Origin of the sequence: Psychrobacter sp. CAL346-MNA-CIBAN-0220 (assembly GCF_040309805.1) — a bacterium.
Classification (GTDB): domain Bacteria; phylum Pseudomonadota; class Gammaproteobacteria; order Pseudomonadales; family Moraxellaceae; genus Psychrobacter.
On record NZ_JBEOPF010000005.1, the window covers coordinates 62,208 to 80,609 of the forward strand.

Sequence of the window (18,402 nt, forward strand, 5' to 3'; positions counted from 1 at the left end):
TAATTATTAAGAGCGACAGGGTTACGTCAAAAACTAAATTAATTCAGGTAGTTGTCTTCTAAATGTTGATTGTTTTCTAAATGATGGTTGTCTTCTAAATGGTAGTGTAGACTAAATACAGCACTATAATCGACTATGTCCTGGGTCGATTGTCTATCTGTTTGTCTTATCGAGGAGAGATATCGTGCTATATCTACCATCGTCCCATTTATCTGCTCGCCCCTTTGGCCATACTTCTATTCGATTGATCTCAACAGCATTATTATGTACGGCTATGGGGTTGACGCTCTCCAGCTGTAGCAACTCTAATAATGCGACTCCTGACAGTACCGCTACCAGCACTGAAGCCCTCAATATCATTCCCAAAAATGCTAAGCAAGTAGAGGCAGCACATCAGTTTATCAATTACTTAATACGCCCTGAAAATGCCAAAATCGTTAGTGAAGAAATTGGTTATGCCTCTCCTAATTTAGCAGCCCGCACGTTGATGATTGCAAATAAGAGGAATAATTCGGTAATTTATCTCAACTAAGATATTGTAGACAAAGGCGAATCGTTAACTGCGCTATATTAAAAAATGAAGGCAATATGATAGGCTCAGTTCTTAGTATAGTCAGTTCAAAATAAAAGGAAGTTGTTCATACCAGCAGCACTATATTGTTTTTAAATTGGAGCGACTATATGGTCTTTAGGATTGGCTCTATTAATTTGAATCGTACCCACTATGTAGAAGCGGCGCCTTTATATTCAATCATAGCTATTTTTACAGGGAGTGAGTAATTAAAAGCGACACTCTTTACCCATCAAAAATCTTGAAATAATACAAGCTGAGGTAGCGTTATAAACAGGTCATAAGTTTGTTATTGGACAATTTGTAATCGTACAATAATTGTACCGTTCATCCTAAAAATAAGGCTATTCGTATAATATTTACTAGATAGAGTAGCAAAGTTTATAGAATATAGAGCGATACCCATTTGTCGTACCGTCATAATCGGTAACGTTTCAGAGAGGGTCAAGGGATTACATCTATAAAAAGGCTTTATTATCGACGCTCTTTTATAGTTTAATAATTATAGCCAGTCATTAGGAGTTATCAGGGTGAATAATAAACTAACAGGCAGTGATTTAACTCGTGCCATGCTAAAACGTGGCGATCAACAAATATGGTGCGCCGTAGAGGATAGTAGCGATGAGGAAGCGATGGCCGATCAAATCAACAATGATTTCACCGCTCGTATTGTGTCTTTTACTGATGGCAGTTTTTTCTGTACCGGTGGTATGGCATGGTTGTTCGCGGTACCGATTAAGATAAGCGCAATGAGCTTAGGTGAGGCAGGGTTCTAAATAGCTTGCATGAGTAGTTAAAGGTTAAGACCTATAATCTATAATAATCATCGACAACAAAGTTACTTTATGTCTGACTTTCTCAAGTTTTTGCATACGGAGCGTTTCTCTACCGTAGGGCACATGCCCCCTATTTTTTCTTAATTCTACGACAACAAACTTAAAAATTTTGGTTGGCCTATAATTATGAAGTCAGTTTTGGCTCGCCTTAACCAAGACAACAAAGCGTACATTTATTCCTAATCGCTACTAAGATGAACGTCAATAACATCAAAAGCATTATCTCAAATCCGTTATATTTATTTTTAAAAGAAAACTAAAAAACCTGAACCTATTAATATAATTTGAACGACAGTCGATCGCTTAATGTTTCGTAGAGGTATCAATCTTATAGATAGACACACATCTCTAATCTCGATTTAAATCTCCGATAATTTTTTCTGAATTGAATCAATGGCACTTAATTGTATTTTGTCATAATCACCAACCCAAATTTCATCCCCTTCTGCAGTGACTTCTTTTAGAGATCTAAAACGATTGACTAAATCTCTTTGCAGGTTATTTAATGAGGTATGTATCAGTGATACTTCGTGATCTGTTAATAATATACCATGCATATTTTTTTGCATTTTCTTATATTCCTTTATTAAATTTATATAAGTGAATATACACTATAAGAATGCGTATAGGAACTGTCTTATATAACTAATCTACTAAATTATATCTTCGACTACTGCTTATACGCATACTTTAGAGTATAGACACCAAACCTAAAGTCTGTCAAAAAATTTGTATACACAAATGTAGTGACGAATAGCTATTAACCCTTCAATCATAGTCAGACAGATAACCACCAGGTAAAAATAGCCGTTAAAGGTACGGGTATCAAGCTATAGAAATTACCTCTTAAGATAACCATCATAGCGCTCTAAGGCTAAGGTAATATAAAGGTAGCAGGCAAGCCTTAAAGACACTCAGGCGACAACTGACAGTGAGCGATAGACATTGGTATACGAGCCCGCTATATTGATTACAACAGCAGGTAGTTTGATATTGCTTATCACGATGACATAATACAAGATTTTAACTGACTGTTACCAATGAATTTGTTGGGAGTAACCACACTATTTAGAGAGGTATGTATCTTAGACAGGCATATATCAGAAATGTTCAATGGTCAGCGAGCAGTAAACTTCGCATTCTTTTATACACTCTATTAGTTGAATATCTGATATTAAAAATATAATTGATAATAGTAGGAATATAAAAATATGGTATTAGAGGAGATTTGACTGATCAGTTAAGCATAAAATAGTGCATTAGAACGTGAGCATGAAGGGTATTCAGAATGCTGTGTATATAGTACATACTAAATAAAACAGAGTCAGCATATCAACTCATAAGGCTAACAAAATTTTCTCGCTTGCTGTGCAGCTTAGCCATTCTAGAAGCTTAGAAAATCTCCCCTAGCCATGCTTGCTGTAGTGATTTTAGAGTGGATTAATTATAGTATATCAAATCTTCTTGATGATTTTCTCTGTTAAATATTGGTAGGTTTACTGCTATAACACTCATAGTAAAAACATCAAGGGTAATGAAAAGATGACTCAGTGCAAAGCTAATGCAAGAATAAGTCATCATAATTTCTAAGCAATTGAATAGAATTAATTACTATTGCTACCTTTGTTTTTAGGTATAAATATCGTTATCTATCTGATTAAACCAAGCATCACTATAATCATCTTTCATAATATTAAAGCGGACATGGATACCCTCATCATCCATGGTGGCATACCAATGATCGTCAGCGCAGCCCGTCAATAATTCAAAGTATTTTCCATTGACAAAACTGCCTACCGTGTAGGTTTTCCCTTCTACATAACAATCATTGCCATCCGTACATAGGAGTTTATCGCCAGTTTTTATCATATTCTTTTTCTTCAATTTATTTAGTGAATAAGTATTTAAATAATTCCACATTATGGATAGAGACTTTTAAACATGAATATTTTCTTAGGCACAACAGGACATAGCCGATTATCTTTCAGCATACATTTTGAGTATATATTTATAGGTATTTAAAATTCTATAGCGTTATTTTGCTTTCTGCATATTAAGTAAAAAAAGAAGGCTACCAAATATTATTTTGCTTGGCGAGTTTGGAGATGGATGGATATCCATTTATCTAATAATTAAGGCAATGTTGTCTCTAATTGTTTAATTATAATTGCCAAGTATAAAACCAATTCAGTTAAGGTTAATAATCAGATCCTGATAAACGTCGCCACTGAGTTTGACGAAATACCATTAAGTGCCATTATCCGCAAGATGAAAGTAGCCATCAACTGACAGGGTTTATAATAAACGACATTAAAATAGGTAAATTGAAGCGTCAAGAAGACTTAGGATAAGCCATTTGCTTACAAAAATAAATTAAGAAGATGATGAACGGTCAAAAATTCATACTCAGCGGTATATTACTAATTATTGCATTTAGAAACTACAAGATTTTCATCTTAAAGTTTGATATTGGTGAACATCAAGATCGTCCTGTGTAGAGGGCGCCATCGGTGAGAATTTAAGTTAGAGCGATAAGGAATAAACCAGTAATCAAAAATACGATGGCCGGATATATAGCATGGTTTTTGAATGCGTTTTGAATAAAAAACAGACGTTATTGAAATCTAATTATCTGATAACCTCGTTATTAATGGCTTTAGCCCAGTCTTTATAGTTTCTAAGGTTTGGCCTGTACATAGCTGTCTTTAGTATTTTCAACACATAGAGACGCTCAATGCTTCAATAAGCATAAAGGTGCGCGCTCTTTAATCTCAGGGTAGTTTCGTGCAGTCTAGTAGAATAAGATCATAACGGCCAAATTATTGAACTGGTGTCAGCCATACCGATTTGATAAATCAGATAAGGTTTTTGTGTCTCCAGTCCATGTCTATCAAACCAGTGTTTTTTAGCTATAGCTTAGCCGCTTCGACTTGGATATTTAAAGTCAGGTTTTTAGTTATTCCCAGTAGGGTATATTTATTGATATTCCATTTCGTCCGATCAATCGTAGTAATAAAATCCCCACCGCAGACTGATTTTTTGACAATCGGACTAAGATAGCAATTAAATTTGGTCGCCGTTAAGGTAACCGGATGGGTCTCTCCATGTAGGGTTAGTTTGCCATCAACTTGTGTGACCTGCGGACTCGCTTGGTCATTAGTAAAATACCATTTGGTAGATTTAAAATAAGCCAGTGGAAATTGCTCCATATCAAAAAATTTAGAGCTGGTTAGCTTAAGGTCGAACTTTTTATTACCTGTACTTAAGGAGCTTATGGGGATAACCAGGGAGATATTGCCTATTTTTGCGCGCGGGTCATATTGCAGCTGCCCTATGACGTTGTAGACGCCACCGGTATTGGTAGCGTTTTTGAAGTAGTCAATAGTAAAGCGTACATTAGTACGAGCAGGATCGATGACGTAGTTGGCGGCATAACTACTAGCAGCACAATTTACCATCAATAACACTACTATTAGAGGGGAACGAGGATAGGATACGACTTGGTTAAACAACAAACGATTCATCGCTACATTCCTTTGCTGGATGTTCCCTGTAGGAATATCTTCCTTGACCATCATGATTTCTGCCACTACATAGTGGCGAGTAAATAGCCATGAATCAATTTATATTTTGTTTTTAAATATTCAATAAAGTGAGTTTGTTAGTACAATAAATATTGGATAATATTTAAATGTCAGTATCAAGTTCTAGCTAAATCTCTACTACTATAATTAGCCAGCCGTTAAGATAATGTGAAGACAACGGGACAATACGAGACGATTTCACGAGATAATTTTTAAAAATAAAATATAGGCTAAACAGCCACACCAAATAAGCGCCCAATCAAGGAGGTTGCAAGCATTGCTAAAACCCCCCAGACCACTACCCGAGTAGTAGCAGGGATAACAGGCGCACCGCCCAAGCGTGCGGAAACTATACCAAGCAGGATTAAACCGACTACGGTCAACGATGCTAGTGACCAAATCAGTGTCTGCGCTGGTAATATCAAAATACCAATAACTGGCAATATGGCGCCAGCAATGAATGATAATCCCGAGGCCACTGATGCGTGAATCGGTTTTGCTTGGCTGAGGTCCGTCAAGCCTATCTCGTCACGGGCATGAGCTTCAAGCGCATCGTGCTCGGTCAAAGCCACCGCAACTTGATGGGCCAAAATAGGATCAAGTCCGCGTGTCTCATAAATTTTTGTCAGCTCGATAAGCTCACGCTCAGCATTATAAGTCAGCTCATGAAGTTCTTTATCCAAATCTGCCTTTTCGGTATCCGCTTGTGATGATACCGAGATATACTCACCAGCAGCCATCGATAAGGCGCCTGCTGTTAACGCTGCCATCCCTGTCAGTAGTAATGTTTGGCTACTTGGATTTGCTGCAGCGACACCAACTAATAAACTGGCCGTTGAAATCAGTCCATCATTCGCACCTAATACAGCTGCTCTTAACCAATGATTACGATTGCTCAGATGGGCTTCGTCATGAATAGAATGGTGCATATATACCCCCAAACGGTGTCGACATGAATTAGAATAGGTCAGTGTAGCCTATAATGTCACACCATTTCATACAACTTGATATACGGTCACTTGGCTTGTTTTAACGCTACTAATCGATAGGTCATCAATAAAAAAACCAACGTCTGACTACCAGCATAAAACAATAATAAAGGCAGTGCCCGACTGTCCGATCCGACCATAAACACGTGAATACTAATGAACATATAAGCCATAAAAGTTAAAAAGTGTAGCCATCGCCATACTGACTGACCAATATATTTTTTAATATAAAAGCTAAATGCGCAGATAAGTAATAGCCAAAACCCTAACTGCCCTAATGCAACACCCACACGGTCAGTCTGAAAACCAAAGGGTAATAAAATTTGCCATATACTGAGATTAAGATAGTTATCCGCTAATAAAATACCCGCATGAAAAGCGGCAAAACCTACTGCAATCAGACTTAAGTATTGATGTAAGGCAAATACCCTGGCAGCATTAAAGTACTTGCCTAGACGCGTACTCAACAACAAGCCAAAAACGACTGCTAACCAAAATAAAGTATACGCAATAACACCGCCTGCACGTGATAAATACCAAAAGTGTTTATCAGTGGCTGTCAATAGTTGAGAAACTGTCTCTCCCCACATTAAAAGCGCATAGCTGCCAACTCCAATAGCAATACTCAAGATTAATACAATTCCTAGAGCCTGAGCAATTGTTTTTGTCAATTTGGCTGTCAATGTAGTGGCTCGCTTATTAGGCTTCAGAAGACGCTGAGTATTAGAGTCAGTATGATTGTCGGTAGAAATGTCGGTGTGCATGGCTAAGCTCCTATGAATGCCTCTACTTGACGTGTTTGTTTTTGGAATGCCTATCTTTTAGCGCCCCTATTCTTTAACGTAGTCATTTTAATAAGTTAAATAGCCATTAAGTTTGGCTGGACTAAATTTGGCTGGATTAAATTTAGACGGATAGCAGGGGATGCCATTACCTTATTATCCGTATCGATCAAAATCGCAGCAATATGATGCTTGTTAAGCCATGTCATCGCTTCCTTAACCCCAAGGAGTACGCAATATTTAGCGTATACTTCCGCCGTCATGGTGTCGGTAGCCAGTACGGTTGCGGTTAGGACATCGCTTGTTACCGGACGATTGTAATGAGGGTGAATCAAATGATGTTGCCAGCGGCCTTCATGCCACCAGCGACGGTAGTCTTGCCCAGATGTGGCGACGGCGCCAGAGCTGAGAGTAAGGATTGCGACATCTTCTTCATCTTGAACCTGCTCACCATCAATGAGGCAAGGTTTAGCGATAGCAACTCCCCAAACAATTGGGGTAATTGGTTTATCTACGTTTTGATTTTTTGGAACACCAATGGCCATATCACCGCCCATATCTACTAAGCAGGGGAGTTGCCAGTTATGAACTTGACTGATCTGTTCAGCCAACTGCATAGCGCACCACCCTTTAACATACCCATTCAAATCCAGCGCTATGCCAGCTGGAAGATATATTTGATGCTGCCCGCCAGCCAATGTACGAAGCTGAATATCTACTATGTGCTGACTGGCTTGATTCGTAATGGGCGCATCTTGCAAATTTGGAGTGGCATTTGAGGTAACACTTGAGGTGGCATTTGAGCTAATAACGGGTGCGGATGGCATAGACACTTTCGGCAAGGTCTCAAATGACTGTTTATAACCAGCTGCCCAAAGGGATTTTAGTAAGGTCGGTGTTACTAGACCTTCAGTCTTTGAGACGAAGTGAATAGCACGCTGTAAGACCTCGAATAATTCTGCACTCGCCTCAGTCCATTGGTCGGTATGATGGTTGAGTCTCATCAGCTCACTGGTCTCATCAAAACGACTAAAGATGCGCTCCCAGTAAGTTAGCCGCTGCTGAACGTCGCTTGTAAGCAAGGCAATCTGTTGGTCTATTGTCGCCTGTGAATACTGCAGGTGCAGTTTTGTGATATTCAAGCTGATTTGAATGTGGCAACCCATCGCCGACAGTTTAAAGGTCATTAGATGGGGCGTAGTTGTATTAGGTGCGTCATTTTTCATTCTAAGCCCTTACCTTTTTAAGAGAAAAACTAAGCTTATTATCCGTTAGCTTTTTCTCATTTATTGAGAAGAACGCGTACGGGCGACCACCCTTATAGCCTCAACAGGTGCGCTTGCCACTTCATTGACCTGTCGCAACTGGTTAATATCAACAATTGGCGTTGGCGCAATAGCCATCTCACCATTCTCAGAAATCGCAGTGCTTAAAATAGCGGTGTTTACAGGTGGACTGTTTGTTTCTTGATTAAGTAGTAATAGCCATCCCGCCATGGTGCCAGCGATCGAAACCATCATAATGCCGCTTTTAAGAGAGGCAAAAGGATCCGCTTTTTTAGCAGTCTTAGTAGTGACTTTAATCGGATGTGATTTGGTATTAATCATCGTATTCATCCTCATCATGCTGCTGATAGCTCGTAGCGATTAAACGACCCTTCTCTTTATAACGCTTGTCGTCGTGTTTTTTGCTGCTATGTTTATCCTCCTTATGTTTGTCGTCATCGTGATGATCATCTTTATAATCGTCGTCATCAAAGCCCTCAACACGATAATTATAGTTAGCGACTGGATTTAGGATGGTACCGAGGTTGGCGTCAATATAAGTAGTGCCGCTGTCTAATCTCACCTCATAAGCAACCGTACCGTTATAGTTGATGAGCTCTGGGGCAGACTGCAATAGCGCATTAGGAGCGTCTTGTTTGGCAAGCATGGTTGCTTGCACGGCTGTGAGTGCAGCCAGTGATGACGGCTGAGCAGATGGAGATGACGTGAAAGGATTTGCGACGGCTTTAAAAGACGATAGATAAGACGAAGGAGAGGCAATGTCAGTACTTTGACTCATAGAGTCCGCTGCTGATAAGGCGCTAGCAGGCTTAGGCGCCTGAGCAGACAAGGCAATGACCCCGCCAAAGAACACTAATGAAGTAGCACCAACAGTCAATAACAAAGGTTTTAGCAAGGGTAGGCTCATAGGTTGTACTCCGTATAATATTATTAGGGAATACAAGTAGCATACGCAATGAAGATTAACTCAAGCTTAAGACAGTGCCGTTTAATTTTTGATGGTGTTTTTGATAGTATTTTTGATAGTGACGATGAAGCCCGTTTCCGGTGCAGAGCGGTTGGTAAACGCTAACGTAAGACCATGAAGCTCGGCAATTCGATTGACGATTGATAAACCTAAGCCGCTACCCAATTGGCTTTGACCGGCTGGACGGTAGAAGCGTTCGCTTAGCCGCGCTAACTGCTGAGGTTCTACGCCCATGCCATTATCGACCACTCTAATGGCATTGGTGTCTAACTGCAGTTCAATCAAAGACCCCTCTGGACAATAGCGAATGGCATTGTCTAAAAGGTTGCGAATTAATAATTTGAATAAGATTGGATTGATAAGGATGGGTAAAATATCGGCAGGATTGTCGCAATGTACTGTGCGCTTTAATTGAATATGCTTTTCACGAGCCAAACGGTTAACGTCACTGAGCACAACGTCTGTTAGCATAAGCCAGTCTACTTTTTCTAATTGCTCAGGAGGTAATTGTTGTTGCGGCTCTATTTTGGCTAAAATTAGTAATTGTTCGACCAAATGAGTGGCGCGCTCAATGCCTTTGCTAATCTGTTGGGTATGATAAAACAGCTGGCTATCATCTTCTATGCCTGATAGCTGTAATATCTGCTGCTGCAACAAGTCAGCTTGTAATTTTAAGGCGGCAAGCGGGCTTCTCAGCTCATGCGAGGCATCAGCGGTAAAACGTTGCTCGCGCGCTAGGGTGTCAGCTACTTTCACAAATAAGATATTTAAGGCAGTTACCAAAGGCTGAATCTCTTTTGGCACCTCTGCTGTGACAGGGCTATCATCTTGCGGCTGACGTTGTTCAAGCTCAGAGCTAATCTTGGTTAAGGGCCTAAATCCGCGTCGAATCAACCAAACAACCAAACCTATAAACGCCAGTAGCCCCACTAGCATCGGCAGTACCTGCACGGACATAGCATCGACAATCATTTTCTGGCGAGAATCAAGGTTCTGACCGACGGCAATCACCCGACTTTCATGCTTATGGGAGTGTTCATCGTGAATATAAAACAAACGCCAGCGTTTACTAAAAGGATTAAGGCGCTGATAGGTATGATCATCTTCTTCTAAAAACCCGTGCTGGTCGGGCAGAAAAGCAAATGACTGACCATTTTCATCGGCCATTAATAGGCGTCCCTCCTTATCCCAGATAGCAAAGCCCATATAGTCATCTTCAGCATCCCCAAGGTCGCCTGACAGCTGCTTACTTTTTAGGTTATAAATTTTGGCAGTGTGCTTTTCTTTATTTTCACCCTGTTTATCATCATAGTCATAATCGTCTTTATCATTATCATTATCTTCATCAGCGGATACGCCTATTAAGTAACGGGCAACTTGCGTGATTTGGGTGTCATTCATCTCATTGATTTCATGCCACAGTCGCCACGCAATAAAGCTCGATGTGAGTACCCATAATAGAGGTAGACCAATCAATAAGGAGGTTAATAGCCGTTGCTGGATACTTTTCATAGGCTCACAAATTAGGGAATAAAGTGAATGATCTAAACGTAGACATGCAAATTACGATACTGTCGGTTCAAAATAATTTGGCTATCAGAAAGACGAATGACAGTGCCACAAACAGTAGACTAAATGAGCATGACGTCGTAGCCAAATTATATTAGATTGACTATAGACGATTATATACTGGATTGAGATAGTAGCCGACGCCGCGTTTGGTCAAGATAAAGTCATTGCCCAGCTTCTTACGTAAATGATGAATATGCACTTCAATGGCATTACTTTCGATGTCTTGTTGCCAGCCATACAGCTTGTCCTCTAAACTCGCTCGGCTATGGATTTGCTTAGGATGGGTTAGCATTTGTTCTAATATTGCCACTTCTTTGATGGTCAATTCAACGATTTGGCCTCGATGCGAGACTTGCTGATTGTGTGGCTGATAGGCTACCTCGCCATAACGAATCTCAGGTTGACTACGTCCCTGACTACGCCGCATCAATGCTTGCAAGCGCGCGATAACTTCGTCTAATGCAAATGGTTTAACCAAATAATCATCAGCGCCTGCATTGAGTCCGGCCACGCGATTGGCAATTGCATCGCGCGCAGTAATAATCAATACGGGCGTATCTATCTGTTTAGATCGCCAGTTTCGGAGCATGGTCATACCGTCACCTTTTGGTAAGGTTAAATCAAGCAGTACTGCATCAAACATACCGTCTTGCAAGGCCATTTCACCTTGCTTGGCATCACTAAACCAATCGACCATCATGCCATGGCTTTTTAAGCCAAGGATTATGCCTTCAGCGATGGTACTATCGTCTTCTATTAATAATATGCGTGCCATATTTATTCCATTGCCATGTTTATTGTAAATTGGAAGGCTTATCTGTCACTGTTTTATTGCCGGTTATCATCGATTTAATCAAATTCTGCCGCTGCCAATAACTCATAGCAATGGCAGCTATGATATGTAGAGGCACGAGCAGGTACAAACTATTTGCCAGTAACTCATGCGCTTCTTCAAGCAAGTCTTTATTACCGAGGAGTCCTGATTCCATCAAATAACCTGTTATCCCTAAGCCTATAATAACGGCCCATAACGATAATATCATAATGGCTGCTAATGGATTATGACCAAGATGCTGCTTATCAACGTGGCGGGTACTTAGCTCAGACAAGTGGCGCTTAACACGCCTAGGTGTGGGGAAAAAATCGCTAAAGCGGGCATAGTGAGTCCCGATCAAACCCCAAAGCAAGCGCGTGACTACTAAGCCTACAACGGTATATCCTACGTATTCGTGCAGCTCGCCACCGTCTTCTGTAAAGAGTAAATTTGCAATAATACCAGCAGCGACTGCCCAATGGGTAATCCTTACTAAAATGTCCCAAACCCTCACTTGCCTAGTTTTAGGATTGTTTGAAAACGGTATACTAGAGCTGTCGATCAAACTAGTCGTGTGTTTTTGGCTCATGGTCGTCACTCGCTTAACAGTATGTTTAACCGTTATTACAACAAATAAAACTTAAGGCGAGCTTAGGGAGCTATAAATTTTTAAACACTTAAACAGTAAGTGATAGGTAATGACATCTACAGAAAGTACTACTATAGAGAAGACTATTTTATTATGTTATAGATACTATTGTTAGCTTTAGCACTCGTAGCCAATGCATTTATAGCATCAATTGGTCTTGGTTCTACGCATCGGCATGATGCTAAGCTACAGTTTCTAAAAATAGCCTTACTCATTGGGGTGTATTTTGGTTTTGCTTAGGTAGTGATGCCGCTGATTGGTTACGCGCTGGGGTATACTATGCTTGGCTGGTTTGCTGAAGGGGCTTCTTGGGTTGCTTTTTTAATACTGGTAGCGCTTGGACTCAAGCTACTCTATGAGTTGCGCTCCGATAATGACGATGATATTTGAATTAATGTGAGTCATCGAACGTTGCTGCCTTGGGCTATAGCTACCAGTATTGATGCCATAGCCGCTGGTTTTACGTTAAATCTATTGGCAATTAATGCTTATCTGGCCTGTCTGATTATCGCGCTCACGACAGGTGTTTTAAGTATGGTAGGTGTTTATATAGGACGCCAGTTAGGAACCTGGTTTGCTTCAGTGTGTCATACCGCTGCATTGAGTATCTCCGTATTTTTTACCTCAGTTTTAGTAAAAAAAATGATAGCGATTCCGCAAGCTAACGTCCACGATAGCAGCATCGACACTAAGGTATGACTAAAAAAATGATCACCAATGAACATTTTGTAAAGCCCCATAGTCCAGCCTAAAATACTCGCTACGACAATGACGTTACCTCGGTGCCGCCGTAGACTTGGCAAATATGCAAATCCGTATAAAGCAAATCCAGCACTAGCGTGGGCAGCAGGAAAGCATTTTGCGTCAGTTTTAGCGAGGATATTCTGCCAAATACTGAGATACGGTAAATCACCATTAAACAAATATAAATGATTGGGACAACTGACGTGAGTAACCCCTTTAAGCGATGCAATAATGGTAGGTACAGCTATTAATGTGATTAACAAATAGCCTATCTCACGACTGGACAAAATTGTAAGTAGCCGTGAAAAGGTAGATTTTGTAGTGGCAGTCATCGAATTCTGGCTTTGCCTATATTTGACGATTAAGGCAATTAATAAGTAAATACCGAATAATATGAGTAATGCTTTGGGGAAATCGTAGAAGATAAAGGCGTAAGGTTGGGCGTCTTTTTCGAGCAGCCAGTGACCATTTTCATAAAAAATCTCACTGATGCGAAGGTCTAATTGACTGTGCTCAAACGTCAGCGTAGACAGGATAGCCAGCGTTAATAAGGTCAGCCATTGCCTAAACAGCCGCGTATTCATTTGATTCATTGACACACCTTATCATCCACCATATAAATCTCGTTACACCAAAAATAACAGTTGGTATCAGCTGTGATGCAGAACAGCCCAACCGTTATTATTAAGTTTTGGCGATATTTATGTCATCATAACGTAGGGGGGCGTTAAGATAGTGTGAAGACAATTAATGCTATTAACGTTATTTTAAAGATCCTTCTGTTAGGGTAAGTATTTCATACTAAGTTTAGGCGCGCTCACATAACGAACACAGGGTGGCCCAAGCGCTCGTTATCTAAGTATCAAATTAGCTTGGACTATCTGATTTTTTGACCACTTAGCACTAACTAATTTACCTATGATCAATGCGCCTGTTATTTACTGAATACTGATAACTTCTCGCGCTCATGGAGCGCGTTAAAATTAATATCAGGGCCAACAGGTATGACGCGGGTTGGATTAATAGTGTCATGGCTGCCGTAGTAATGCATTTTGATATAATCTATCGCCACGGTCTCGGCAACACCGGGTACCTGATATAAATCACGCAGATAACCCCAAAGATTGGAATAGTCAACGATACGGTGTAAATTACATTTAAAATGACCCACGTAAACGCTATCAAAACGTACTAAGGTGGTAAATAGTCGCCAGTCTGCTTCGGTTATCGTGCTACCAGTCAAATAACGACAATTTTCTAATCGCATCTCTAACGTATCTAGCGCACTAAATACCTCAATCACCGCTTCGTCATAAGCATCTTGAGTGGTGGCGAAACCAGATCGATAGACGCCGTTATTGATGGCAGGATAAATGAACTCATTGAGCGCATCGATTTCTGCTAACAACTCTGGCGGTGAAAAATCACCTGCTGATGCACCAACCTCATCAAATGCCGTATTAAACATGCGAATAATCTCAGAGGATTCATTACTGACTATAGTATTTGTTTTTTTATCCCATAAAATCGGTACAGTCACTCGCCCGGTATAATCCGCTTGGGCTGAGGTGTAAATCTCATATAAGTGCGTGGCATTAAAAATAGGATCAGCTATAACACCTTCACCAGGATTAAAGGTCCAGCCTTCATCGCGCATAATAGGATTGACTACCGACATGGTAATCATGCCCTCCAAGCCTTTTAACTTACGATAGATGATAGTACGGTGTGCCCAAGGACAGGCCAAAGAGACATATAAATGGTAACGATTGGGCTCCGCTTTAAAGCCGCCAACCCCAGTTGGACCGGCGCTACCGTCTGTGGTCACCCAACTTCTAAAACTAGAGGCTTTACGCTCAAAACGGCCGCCACTAGATTTTGTATCGTACCATTGGTCTTGCCATTGACCGTCGACTAACAAGCCCATATTAATCTCCTGTTTACTTTAGTTTTAATTACGGTTTTAATCTAAAAATTGCTACGATCAAATTGTTAGTAGATAAAAAATTCACCTCACTATGCAAAAGAAGCACTTATGTCTAAGCTGAAATCTCGCTTTTTAATAGCAGCCGTCATCATTATTGCTCTAATCTTGGCTGCCATAACCGTCAGTATCATTAATATTAGTGTAATCACTGATCCCTATATGAATGAGCAAATTATTGAGAAACACACTTTTAAAGGTCAATGGCCTTTTACGGTGGAAGAAGGAAGCATAAAGTGTGACAACATTGATGATAATAAAGCGCTCTCTTTTAATACTTTTGACGGTATAACTTATGCGTTGAATGATGATGCACAGGCGTACTCCAATGATAAAAATTTAGGCTGGCAGCCTCTTAACACTGGGAATATTGAAAAGCCCGACGTTAGTATGACCGATATTAATAAAATGGGCTTAAAGTTATGTGAACTGGAGAAAACTGCAAATTTTTAGATTGGAAGTTTGTCAGTATCATTAATATTCTGTCTATTAAACAAGAGCTTTATAGACATCCTAACAAAACGCAAAAAATTCTAGAATAACTATCCAAAAAGCAGTACGTTTAACCTTGTCCCAAAATTTGTATTTATAAAAGCGACTGACAGTGAGGGTTGGCTGTTCTAAAGTATCGACTACCTACTAAAAATGAGCCATGCTATGTTCTATAAATATTTCCCCGTTGAGTAATATTTACTCATATACCCATATATTTACTTATTAAAGCTATAGAATACTAATGACACTAACGTACTGGCACACTATAAAACATAGTTGATTCCCATAATTATGAGGAACAGGCCAGCCTACGAAGCCTTAACTATATAAACTTTAATGACAAAGGATATTAAACCATGAAATCTAAAACCAAAATAAAACCGCAACAAGAAACCTTCATTAACATAGTACACAGTAAGAGACTACAGCCTCTAAAGAAGCAACCGGCTGTAAACTGTGTTGAAGCCACAAAAACGATTGATAAAGCCTATCTTGCTGAGCTAGCTGGGTCTGATGAGTATGTATCCATCGCCTTTTGTTATAAAAACTATAACGAAGAAACGAATCCACGTTTAAGTGAGAACGAAAGCTGTGCTGTTATTAGTGTGGCTAAAGCTAAAGAGTTATTGCATACTGAAGAGTTAGCCGAAGAAGCTTTAACCTCAGTCAGTATTATTTTATTCAGTGCAGTATCGCAAACATTTGGTGGTTTCTTGACTGATGGGCAAACGAGCAAGCGCTATGTGCTTTCTAAGGGCACAGAGTATGCTGGCTTATCATCCATTTAGAAACCGCCCATAATAAGCTGCTTATTTCTAATATACATGACGGCATAGCAGTACTGTTATAAAAAATTTTGTCATCATTTTTCGTTTTAATTTATAATTTTTTCTGATGATTTTGATGACTTGTACACGACAGTATGCTGAAGGTGGTAGGTTATTTTAAATTATTCACTATTCTGAACGAATATAATATTCAACTGCGACGGTAAAACATAAAAAAATAAGCCACTTAAAGTGGCCTATTTTTTTATCACTATCTAGCTAACCTGAGCTATGCTGAAGAAACCGTAGAGATAAACTTGGTAAACTAACCACTCGACAAGAAGTTTACCATGACCAAGAAAACACCAAGCTACAGTGCAGAATTTAAAGCAGAAGCCATTAAAAAGATAGCTGATAACAACGTCAGTCCCAGTGCCACAGCAAGGCACTGGGACTGTCTATGCAAACCCTGTCTAACTGGCAGAACAAAGCCAAGCAAGGCAAACTTGTAGGATCGGAACAATATGATTCACAGCTCATGTCTATCATAGAAGAGAATAAGCGTCTGAAGCGAGAACTTAAAGTAGCTTGCGACGAGCGAGACATTCTAAAAAAGGCGACGGCGTACTTCGCGAAGCACAGTCAGTGAAGTATGCCTTTATTGAAGACAACTAGAAAGTCTTTAGCATCACCCGAATGTGCAAAGTATTAGATATTAAGCCATCGAGCTACTATGACTGGGCGAGTCGTGATATCAGTGACCAGCAAATACACCGTAATCAAAGTGAATTACTAGGGCGTGTCATCAATTAAGCCAGACAACCGAAGCTACCAAATGAATAGCGCTTAGGAAATGACTCGACAACTTATCATATCGCGTTGCAATAGCACGGTACTGCTTAATTTTCGCGAAGAAATTCTCTATCAAATGCCGTGCCTTATATAACTCTGCATCAAGCACTCTAGGTTCTAGACGGTTACTTTTAGAGAGAATAATAGCGTCCCCTGTCACTGCTTTGATAGGCTCAAGGACTCGGGAATCCGCATCATAGGCTCTGTCAGCAAGCTAAATTTTACTAATAGTGATATCTAACAGCTCATCTGAATCACATAGATCATGAGCGGCACCACTTGTTAGGTAAGAGCCTGTAGGGTTGCCTAAGGTATCAGTACGGGTGTGTATTTTAGTGGTCAATCCTCCTTTACTATGTCCGATGGATTGATCCCTTTTTTTCCAGTGCTGCGCTGGTGCGCTTTGACGATGGTTGAATCTAACATCGCATACTCATTGTCAGGCTCTTTAGACAGACAATCAAAGATATGCGCCCATACACCTTTCTTTGACCAACGACTAAACCGAGTGTATATAACTCTAAAGTCTCCAGAGAGTTCAGGTAGGTCGTGCCATAGTATGCCTGTCTTGTAGCGATACAAAATCGCTTCAAAAAATAGACGGTTGTCCTTAGCAGTAGCACCTGCATCGCCTTCTTGACCTGGTAGTAAGTCTTTAATTTGTTCCCTCTAGTCGTCTCGAAGTGCATGGCGGCGAGTCATGGTTATCTACCTAAATAGTGTGAATTTATTATAGTATAATGTATTCTAAGCGATGCTTTCTAATTGATGACACGCCCTAGTCAGAGTGGCGCATAATGAGACTAAACAGCGTTACGCGTCTGCACGCACATTTGAGATCTCAAGGTCATCACATCAGTAAATATATGGTTAGAAGCCTTAAAGAAGAGCACGGCATCGTATGTCGTCGTCATAAGCGCTTTAAAGTTACCACTAACTCAAATCATAATAAGCTGGTCTATCTAAATCTGTTAGAGCAGAAGTTTGACGCCAATCGCCCTAATGAAGCTTGGGTTAGTGACATCATCTATATCTGGACTCTTGAAGGCTGGTTGTACTTAGCAGGAGTCAAAGACCTCTACACTAAAGATCTGGTCGGCTATGCCATTAATAAGCGTATGACGGCTGATTTAGTTTGCCGTGTATTGAACATAGCGATTAAGAACAAAAGACCCAGTCAAGCACTGATTGTTCATTTTGACAGAGGCAGTCAATACTGTAGTCATGATTATCACAAGATCATCACGCAGCATAAGTTTAAAGGCTCAATGTCACGACGTGGCAACTGCTTTGATAATGCACTGATAGAGAGTTTCTAGGGCATATTAAAGAATGAGTTGGTATATCATCAAGACTATACAATAAGATTCGAAGCTATCAGCGATATCATTAAGTATATTGAGTTGGATTACAACCAGACTAGAATTCAGAAGGATTTAAGCTATAAAGCGCCAAGACAGATGTGGTTTGGCTTTTACCCTCAGACTGCTTGATTAAAACTTCCCAAGTT

Annotated in this window: 17 protein-coding genes and 4 pseudogenes; 7 read left to right on the plus strand and 14 right to left on the minus strand. The window is 40.1% G+C overall.

Going from position 1 to position 18,402, the window contains the following annotated elements; genetic code table 11:
* Positions 1 to 184 precede the first annotated feature (184 nt).
* Together AAEY88_RS10525 and AAEY88_RS10530 are read left to right on the plus strand one after the other, a co-directional pair.
* Entirely contained in the window at positions 185 to 532 is a 348-nt protein-coding gene (locus tag AAEY88_RS10525) for an extracellular solute-binding protein (protein ID WP_350562189.1), read from the plus strand.
* A gap of 569 nt (positions 533 to 1,101) precedes the next feature.
* Complete coding sequence (locus tag AAEY88_RS10530) at positions 1,102 to 1,347, plus strand: hypothetical protein (protein WP_350562191.1); 246 nt, start codon at positions 1,102 to 1,104, stop codon at positions 1,345 to 1,347.
* 419 nt (positions 1,348 to 1,766) lie between these two features.
* On the opposite strand, the gene AAEY88_RS10535 is transcribed toward AAEY88_RS10530, so the two are convergent.
* The 11 genes from AAEY88_RS10535 to AAEY88_RS10585 form a co-directional block, all read right to left on the minus strand.
* Entirely contained in the window at positions 1,767 to 1,976 is a 210-nt protein-coding gene (locus AAEY88_RS10535; protein WP_350562193.1) for a hypothetical protein, read from the minus strand.
* A 1,060-nt stretch (positions 1,977 to 3,036) separates the two neighbouring features.
* On the minus strand, positions 3,037 to 3,276 hold the full coding sequence (locus AAEY88_RS10540; protein ID WP_350562195.1) for a hypothetical protein: 240 nt from the start codon (positions 3,274 to 3,276) through the stop codon (positions 3,037 to 3,039).
* 1,040 nt (positions 3,277 to 4,316) lie between these two features.
* Positions 4,317 to 4,985 (minus strand): YceI family protein, encoded by a 669-nt coding sequence (locus AAEY88_RS10545; RefSeq protein ID WP_350562197.1) that lies wholly within the window; start codon positions 4,983 to 4,985, stop codon positions 4,317 to 4,319.
* Between the two features lie 236 nt (positions 4,986 to 5,221).
* Positions 5,222 to 5,920 carry a VIT family protein gene (locus AAEY88_RS10550; RefSeq protein ID WP_350562199.1) on the minus strand — a complete coding sequence of 233 codons (699 nt, stop codon included), beginning with the start codon at positions 5,918 to 5,920 and terminating at the stop codon, positions 5,222 to 5,224.
* Positions 5,921 to 6,006: 86 nt separating this feature from the next.
* Positions 6,007 to 6,744 (minus strand): ferric reductase-like protein, encoded by a 738-nt coding sequence (locus AAEY88_RS10555; RefSeq protein ID WP_350562200.1) that lies wholly within the window; start codon positions 6,742 to 6,744, stop codon positions 6,007 to 6,009.
* 95 nt (positions 6,745 to 6,839) lie between these two features.
* Positions 6,840 to 7,988, minus strand: coding sequence for an FAD:protein FMN transferase (locus AAEY88_RS10560; protein ID WP_350562202.1), 1,149 nt, complete (start codon positions 7,986 to 7,988; stop codon positions 6,840 to 6,842).
* A 60-nt stretch (positions 7,989 to 8,048) separates the two neighbouring features.
* Entirely contained in the window at positions 8,049 to 8,369 is a 321-nt protein-coding gene (locus AAEY88_RS10565; protein WP_350562204.1) for a hypothetical protein, read from the minus strand.
* On the minus strand, positions 8,362 to 8,955 hold the full coding sequence (locus AAEY88_RS10570) for a hypothetical protein (protein ID WP_350562206.1): 594 nt from the start codon (positions 8,953 to 8,955) through the stop codon (positions 8,362 to 8,364). The genes AAEY88_RS10565 and AAEY88_RS10570 overlap by 8 nt, the downstream gene beginning before the upstream one ends.
* A gap of 81 nt (positions 8,956 to 9,036) precedes the next feature.
* Positions 9,037 to 10,527, minus strand: coding sequence for an ATP-binding protein (locus AAEY88_RS10575; protein ID WP_350562208.1), 1,491 nt, complete (start codon positions 10,525 to 10,527; stop codon positions 9,037 to 9,039).
* 160 nt (positions 10,528 to 10,687) lie between these two features.
* Positions 10,688 to 11,362, minus strand: coding sequence for a response regulator (locus AAEY88_RS10580; protein ID WP_350562210.1), 675 nt, complete (start codon positions 11,360 to 11,362; stop codon positions 10,688 to 10,690).
* Between the two features lie 19 nt (positions 11,363 to 11,381).
* Positions 11,382 to 11,990: a cytochrome b/b6 domain-containing protein gene (locus AAEY88_RS10585; protein ID WP_350562212.1), complete on the minus strand. Its 609-nt coding sequence runs from the start codon at positions 11,988 to 11,990 to the stop codon at positions 11,382 to 11,384.
* 162 nt (positions 11,991 to 12,152) lie between these two features.
* Between AAEY88_RS10585 and AAEY88_RS10590 the strand changes: the two are divergent.
* Positions 12,153 to 12,632, plus strand: a pseudogene (locus tag AAEY88_RS10590) (manganese efflux pump MntP family protein); the annotation flags it as partial.
* 5 nt (positions 12,633 to 12,637) lie between these two features.
* Here the strand turns inward: AAEY88_RS10590 and AAEY88_RS10595 are convergent.
* Positions 12,638 to 13,387: a PAP2 family lipid A phosphatase gene (locus AAEY88_RS10595; protein ID WP_350562214.1), complete on the minus strand. Its 750-nt coding sequence runs from the start codon at positions 13,385 to 13,387 to the stop codon at positions 12,638 to 12,640.
* 341 nt (positions 13,388 to 13,728) lie between these two features.
* Positions 13,729 to 14,721: a glutathione S-transferase family protein gene (locus tag AAEY88_RS10600; protein WP_350562216.1), complete on the minus strand. Its 993-nt coding sequence runs from the start codon at positions 14,719 to 14,721 to the stop codon at positions 13,729 to 13,731.
* 108 nt (positions 14,722 to 14,829) lie between these two features.
* Here AAEY88_RS10600 and AAEY88_RS10605 point away from each other — a divergent pair, with 108 nt between their 5' ends.
* The 3 genes and pseudogenes from AAEY88_RS10605 to AAEY88_RS10615 all read left to right on the plus strand — a co-directional run.
* The gene (locus AAEY88_RS10605) at positions 14,830 to 15,231 is read left to right on the plus strand and encodes a DUF2511 domain-containing protein (RefSeq protein WP_350562218.1); all 402 of its coding nucleotides are present in this window, start codon (positions 14,830 to 14,832) and stop codon (positions 15,229 to 15,231) included.
* Between the two features lie 398 nt (positions 15,232 to 15,629).
* On the plus strand, positions 15,630 to 16,061 hold the full coding sequence (locus tag AAEY88_RS10610; protein ID WP_350562220.1) for a hypothetical protein: 432 nt from the start codon (positions 15,630 to 15,632) through the stop codon (positions 16,059 to 16,061).
* A 329-nt stretch (positions 16,062 to 16,390) separates the two neighbouring features.
* Positions 16,391 to 16,844 (plus strand): annotated as a pseudogene (locus tag AAEY88_RS10615) (transposase); the annotation flags it as partial.
* A gap of 1 nt (position 16,845) precedes the next feature.
* Here the strand turns inward: AAEY88_RS10615 and AAEY88_RS10620 are convergent.
* Positions 16,846 to 17,552, minus strand: a pseudogene (locus tag AAEY88_RS10620) (IS5 family transposase).
* A gap of 118 nt (positions 17,553 to 17,670) precedes the next feature.
* Here AAEY88_RS10620 and AAEY88_RS10625 point away from each other — a divergent pair.
* Positions 17,671 to 18,385: pseudogene (locus AAEY88_RS10625) on the plus strand (IS3 family transposase); the annotation flags it as partial.
* Positions 18,386 to 18,402: the final 17 nt, after the last annotated feature.

What these genes read in the sequence shown, in the direction of transcription:
- AAEY88_RS10535 (WP_350562193.1), bottom strand. Translation starts at nt 1,976, where the DNA reads ATGCAAAAAAATATGCATGGTATATTATTAACAGATCACGAAGTATCA.
- AAEY88_RS10540 (WP_350562195.1), bottom strand. Translation starts at nt 3,276, where the DNA reads ATGATAAAAACTGGCGATAAACTCCTATGTACGGATGGCAATGATTGT.
- AAEY88_RS10545 (WP_350562197.1), bottom strand. Translation starts at nt 4,985, where the DNA reads ATGATGGTCAAGGAAGATATTCCTACAGGGAACATCCAGCAAAGGAAT.
- AAEY88_RS10550 (WP_350562199.1), bottom strand. Translation starts at nt 5,920, where the DNA reads ATGCACCATTCTATTCATGACGAAGCCCATCTGAGCAATCGTAATCAT.
- AAEY88_RS10555 (WP_350562200.1), bottom strand. Translation starts at nt 6,744, where the DNA reads ATGCACACCGACATTTCTACCGACAATCATACTGACTCTAATACTCAG.
- AAEY88_RS10560 (WP_350562202.1), bottom strand. Translation starts at nt 7,988, where the DNA reads ATGAAAAATGACGCACCTAATACAACTACGCCCCATCTAATGACCTTT.
- AAEY88_RS10565 (WP_350562204.1), bottom strand. Translation starts at nt 8,369, where the DNA reads ATGATTAATACCAAATCACATCCGATTAAAGTCACTACTAAGACTGCT.
- AAEY88_RS10570 (WP_350562206.1), bottom strand. Translation starts at nt 8,955, where the DNA reads ATGAGCCTACCCTTGCTAAAACCTTTGTTATTGACTGTTGGTGCTACT.
- AAEY88_RS10575 (WP_350562208.1), bottom strand. Translation starts at nt 10,527, where the DNA reads ATGAAAAGTATCCAGCAACGGCTATTAACCTCCTTATTGATTGGTCTA.
- AAEY88_RS10580 (WP_350562210.1), bottom strand. Translation starts at nt 11,362, where the DNA reads ATGGCACGCATATTATTAATAGAAGACGATAGTACCATCGCTGAAGGC.
- AAEY88_RS10585 (WP_350562212.1), bottom strand. Translation starts at nt 11,990, where the DNA reads ATGAGCCAAAAACACACGACTAGTTTGATCGACAGCTCTAGTATACCG.
- AAEY88_RS10595 (WP_350562214.1), bottom strand. Translation starts at nt 13,387, where the DNA reads ATGAATCAAATGAATACGCGGCTGTTTAGGCAATGGCTGACCTTATTA.
- AAEY88_RS10600 (WP_350562216.1), bottom strand. Translation starts at nt 14,721, where the DNA reads ATGGGCTTGTTAGTCGACGGTCAATGGCAAGACCAATGGTACGATACA.
- AAEY88_RS10605 (WP_350562218.1), top strand. Translation starts at nt 14,830, where the DNA reads ATGTCTAAGCTGAAATCTCGCTTTTTAATAGCAGCCGTCATCATTATT.
- AAEY88_RS10610 (WP_350562220.1), top strand. Translation starts at nt 15,630, where the DNA reads ATGAAATCTAAAACCAAAATAAAACCGCAACAAGAAACCTTCATTAAC.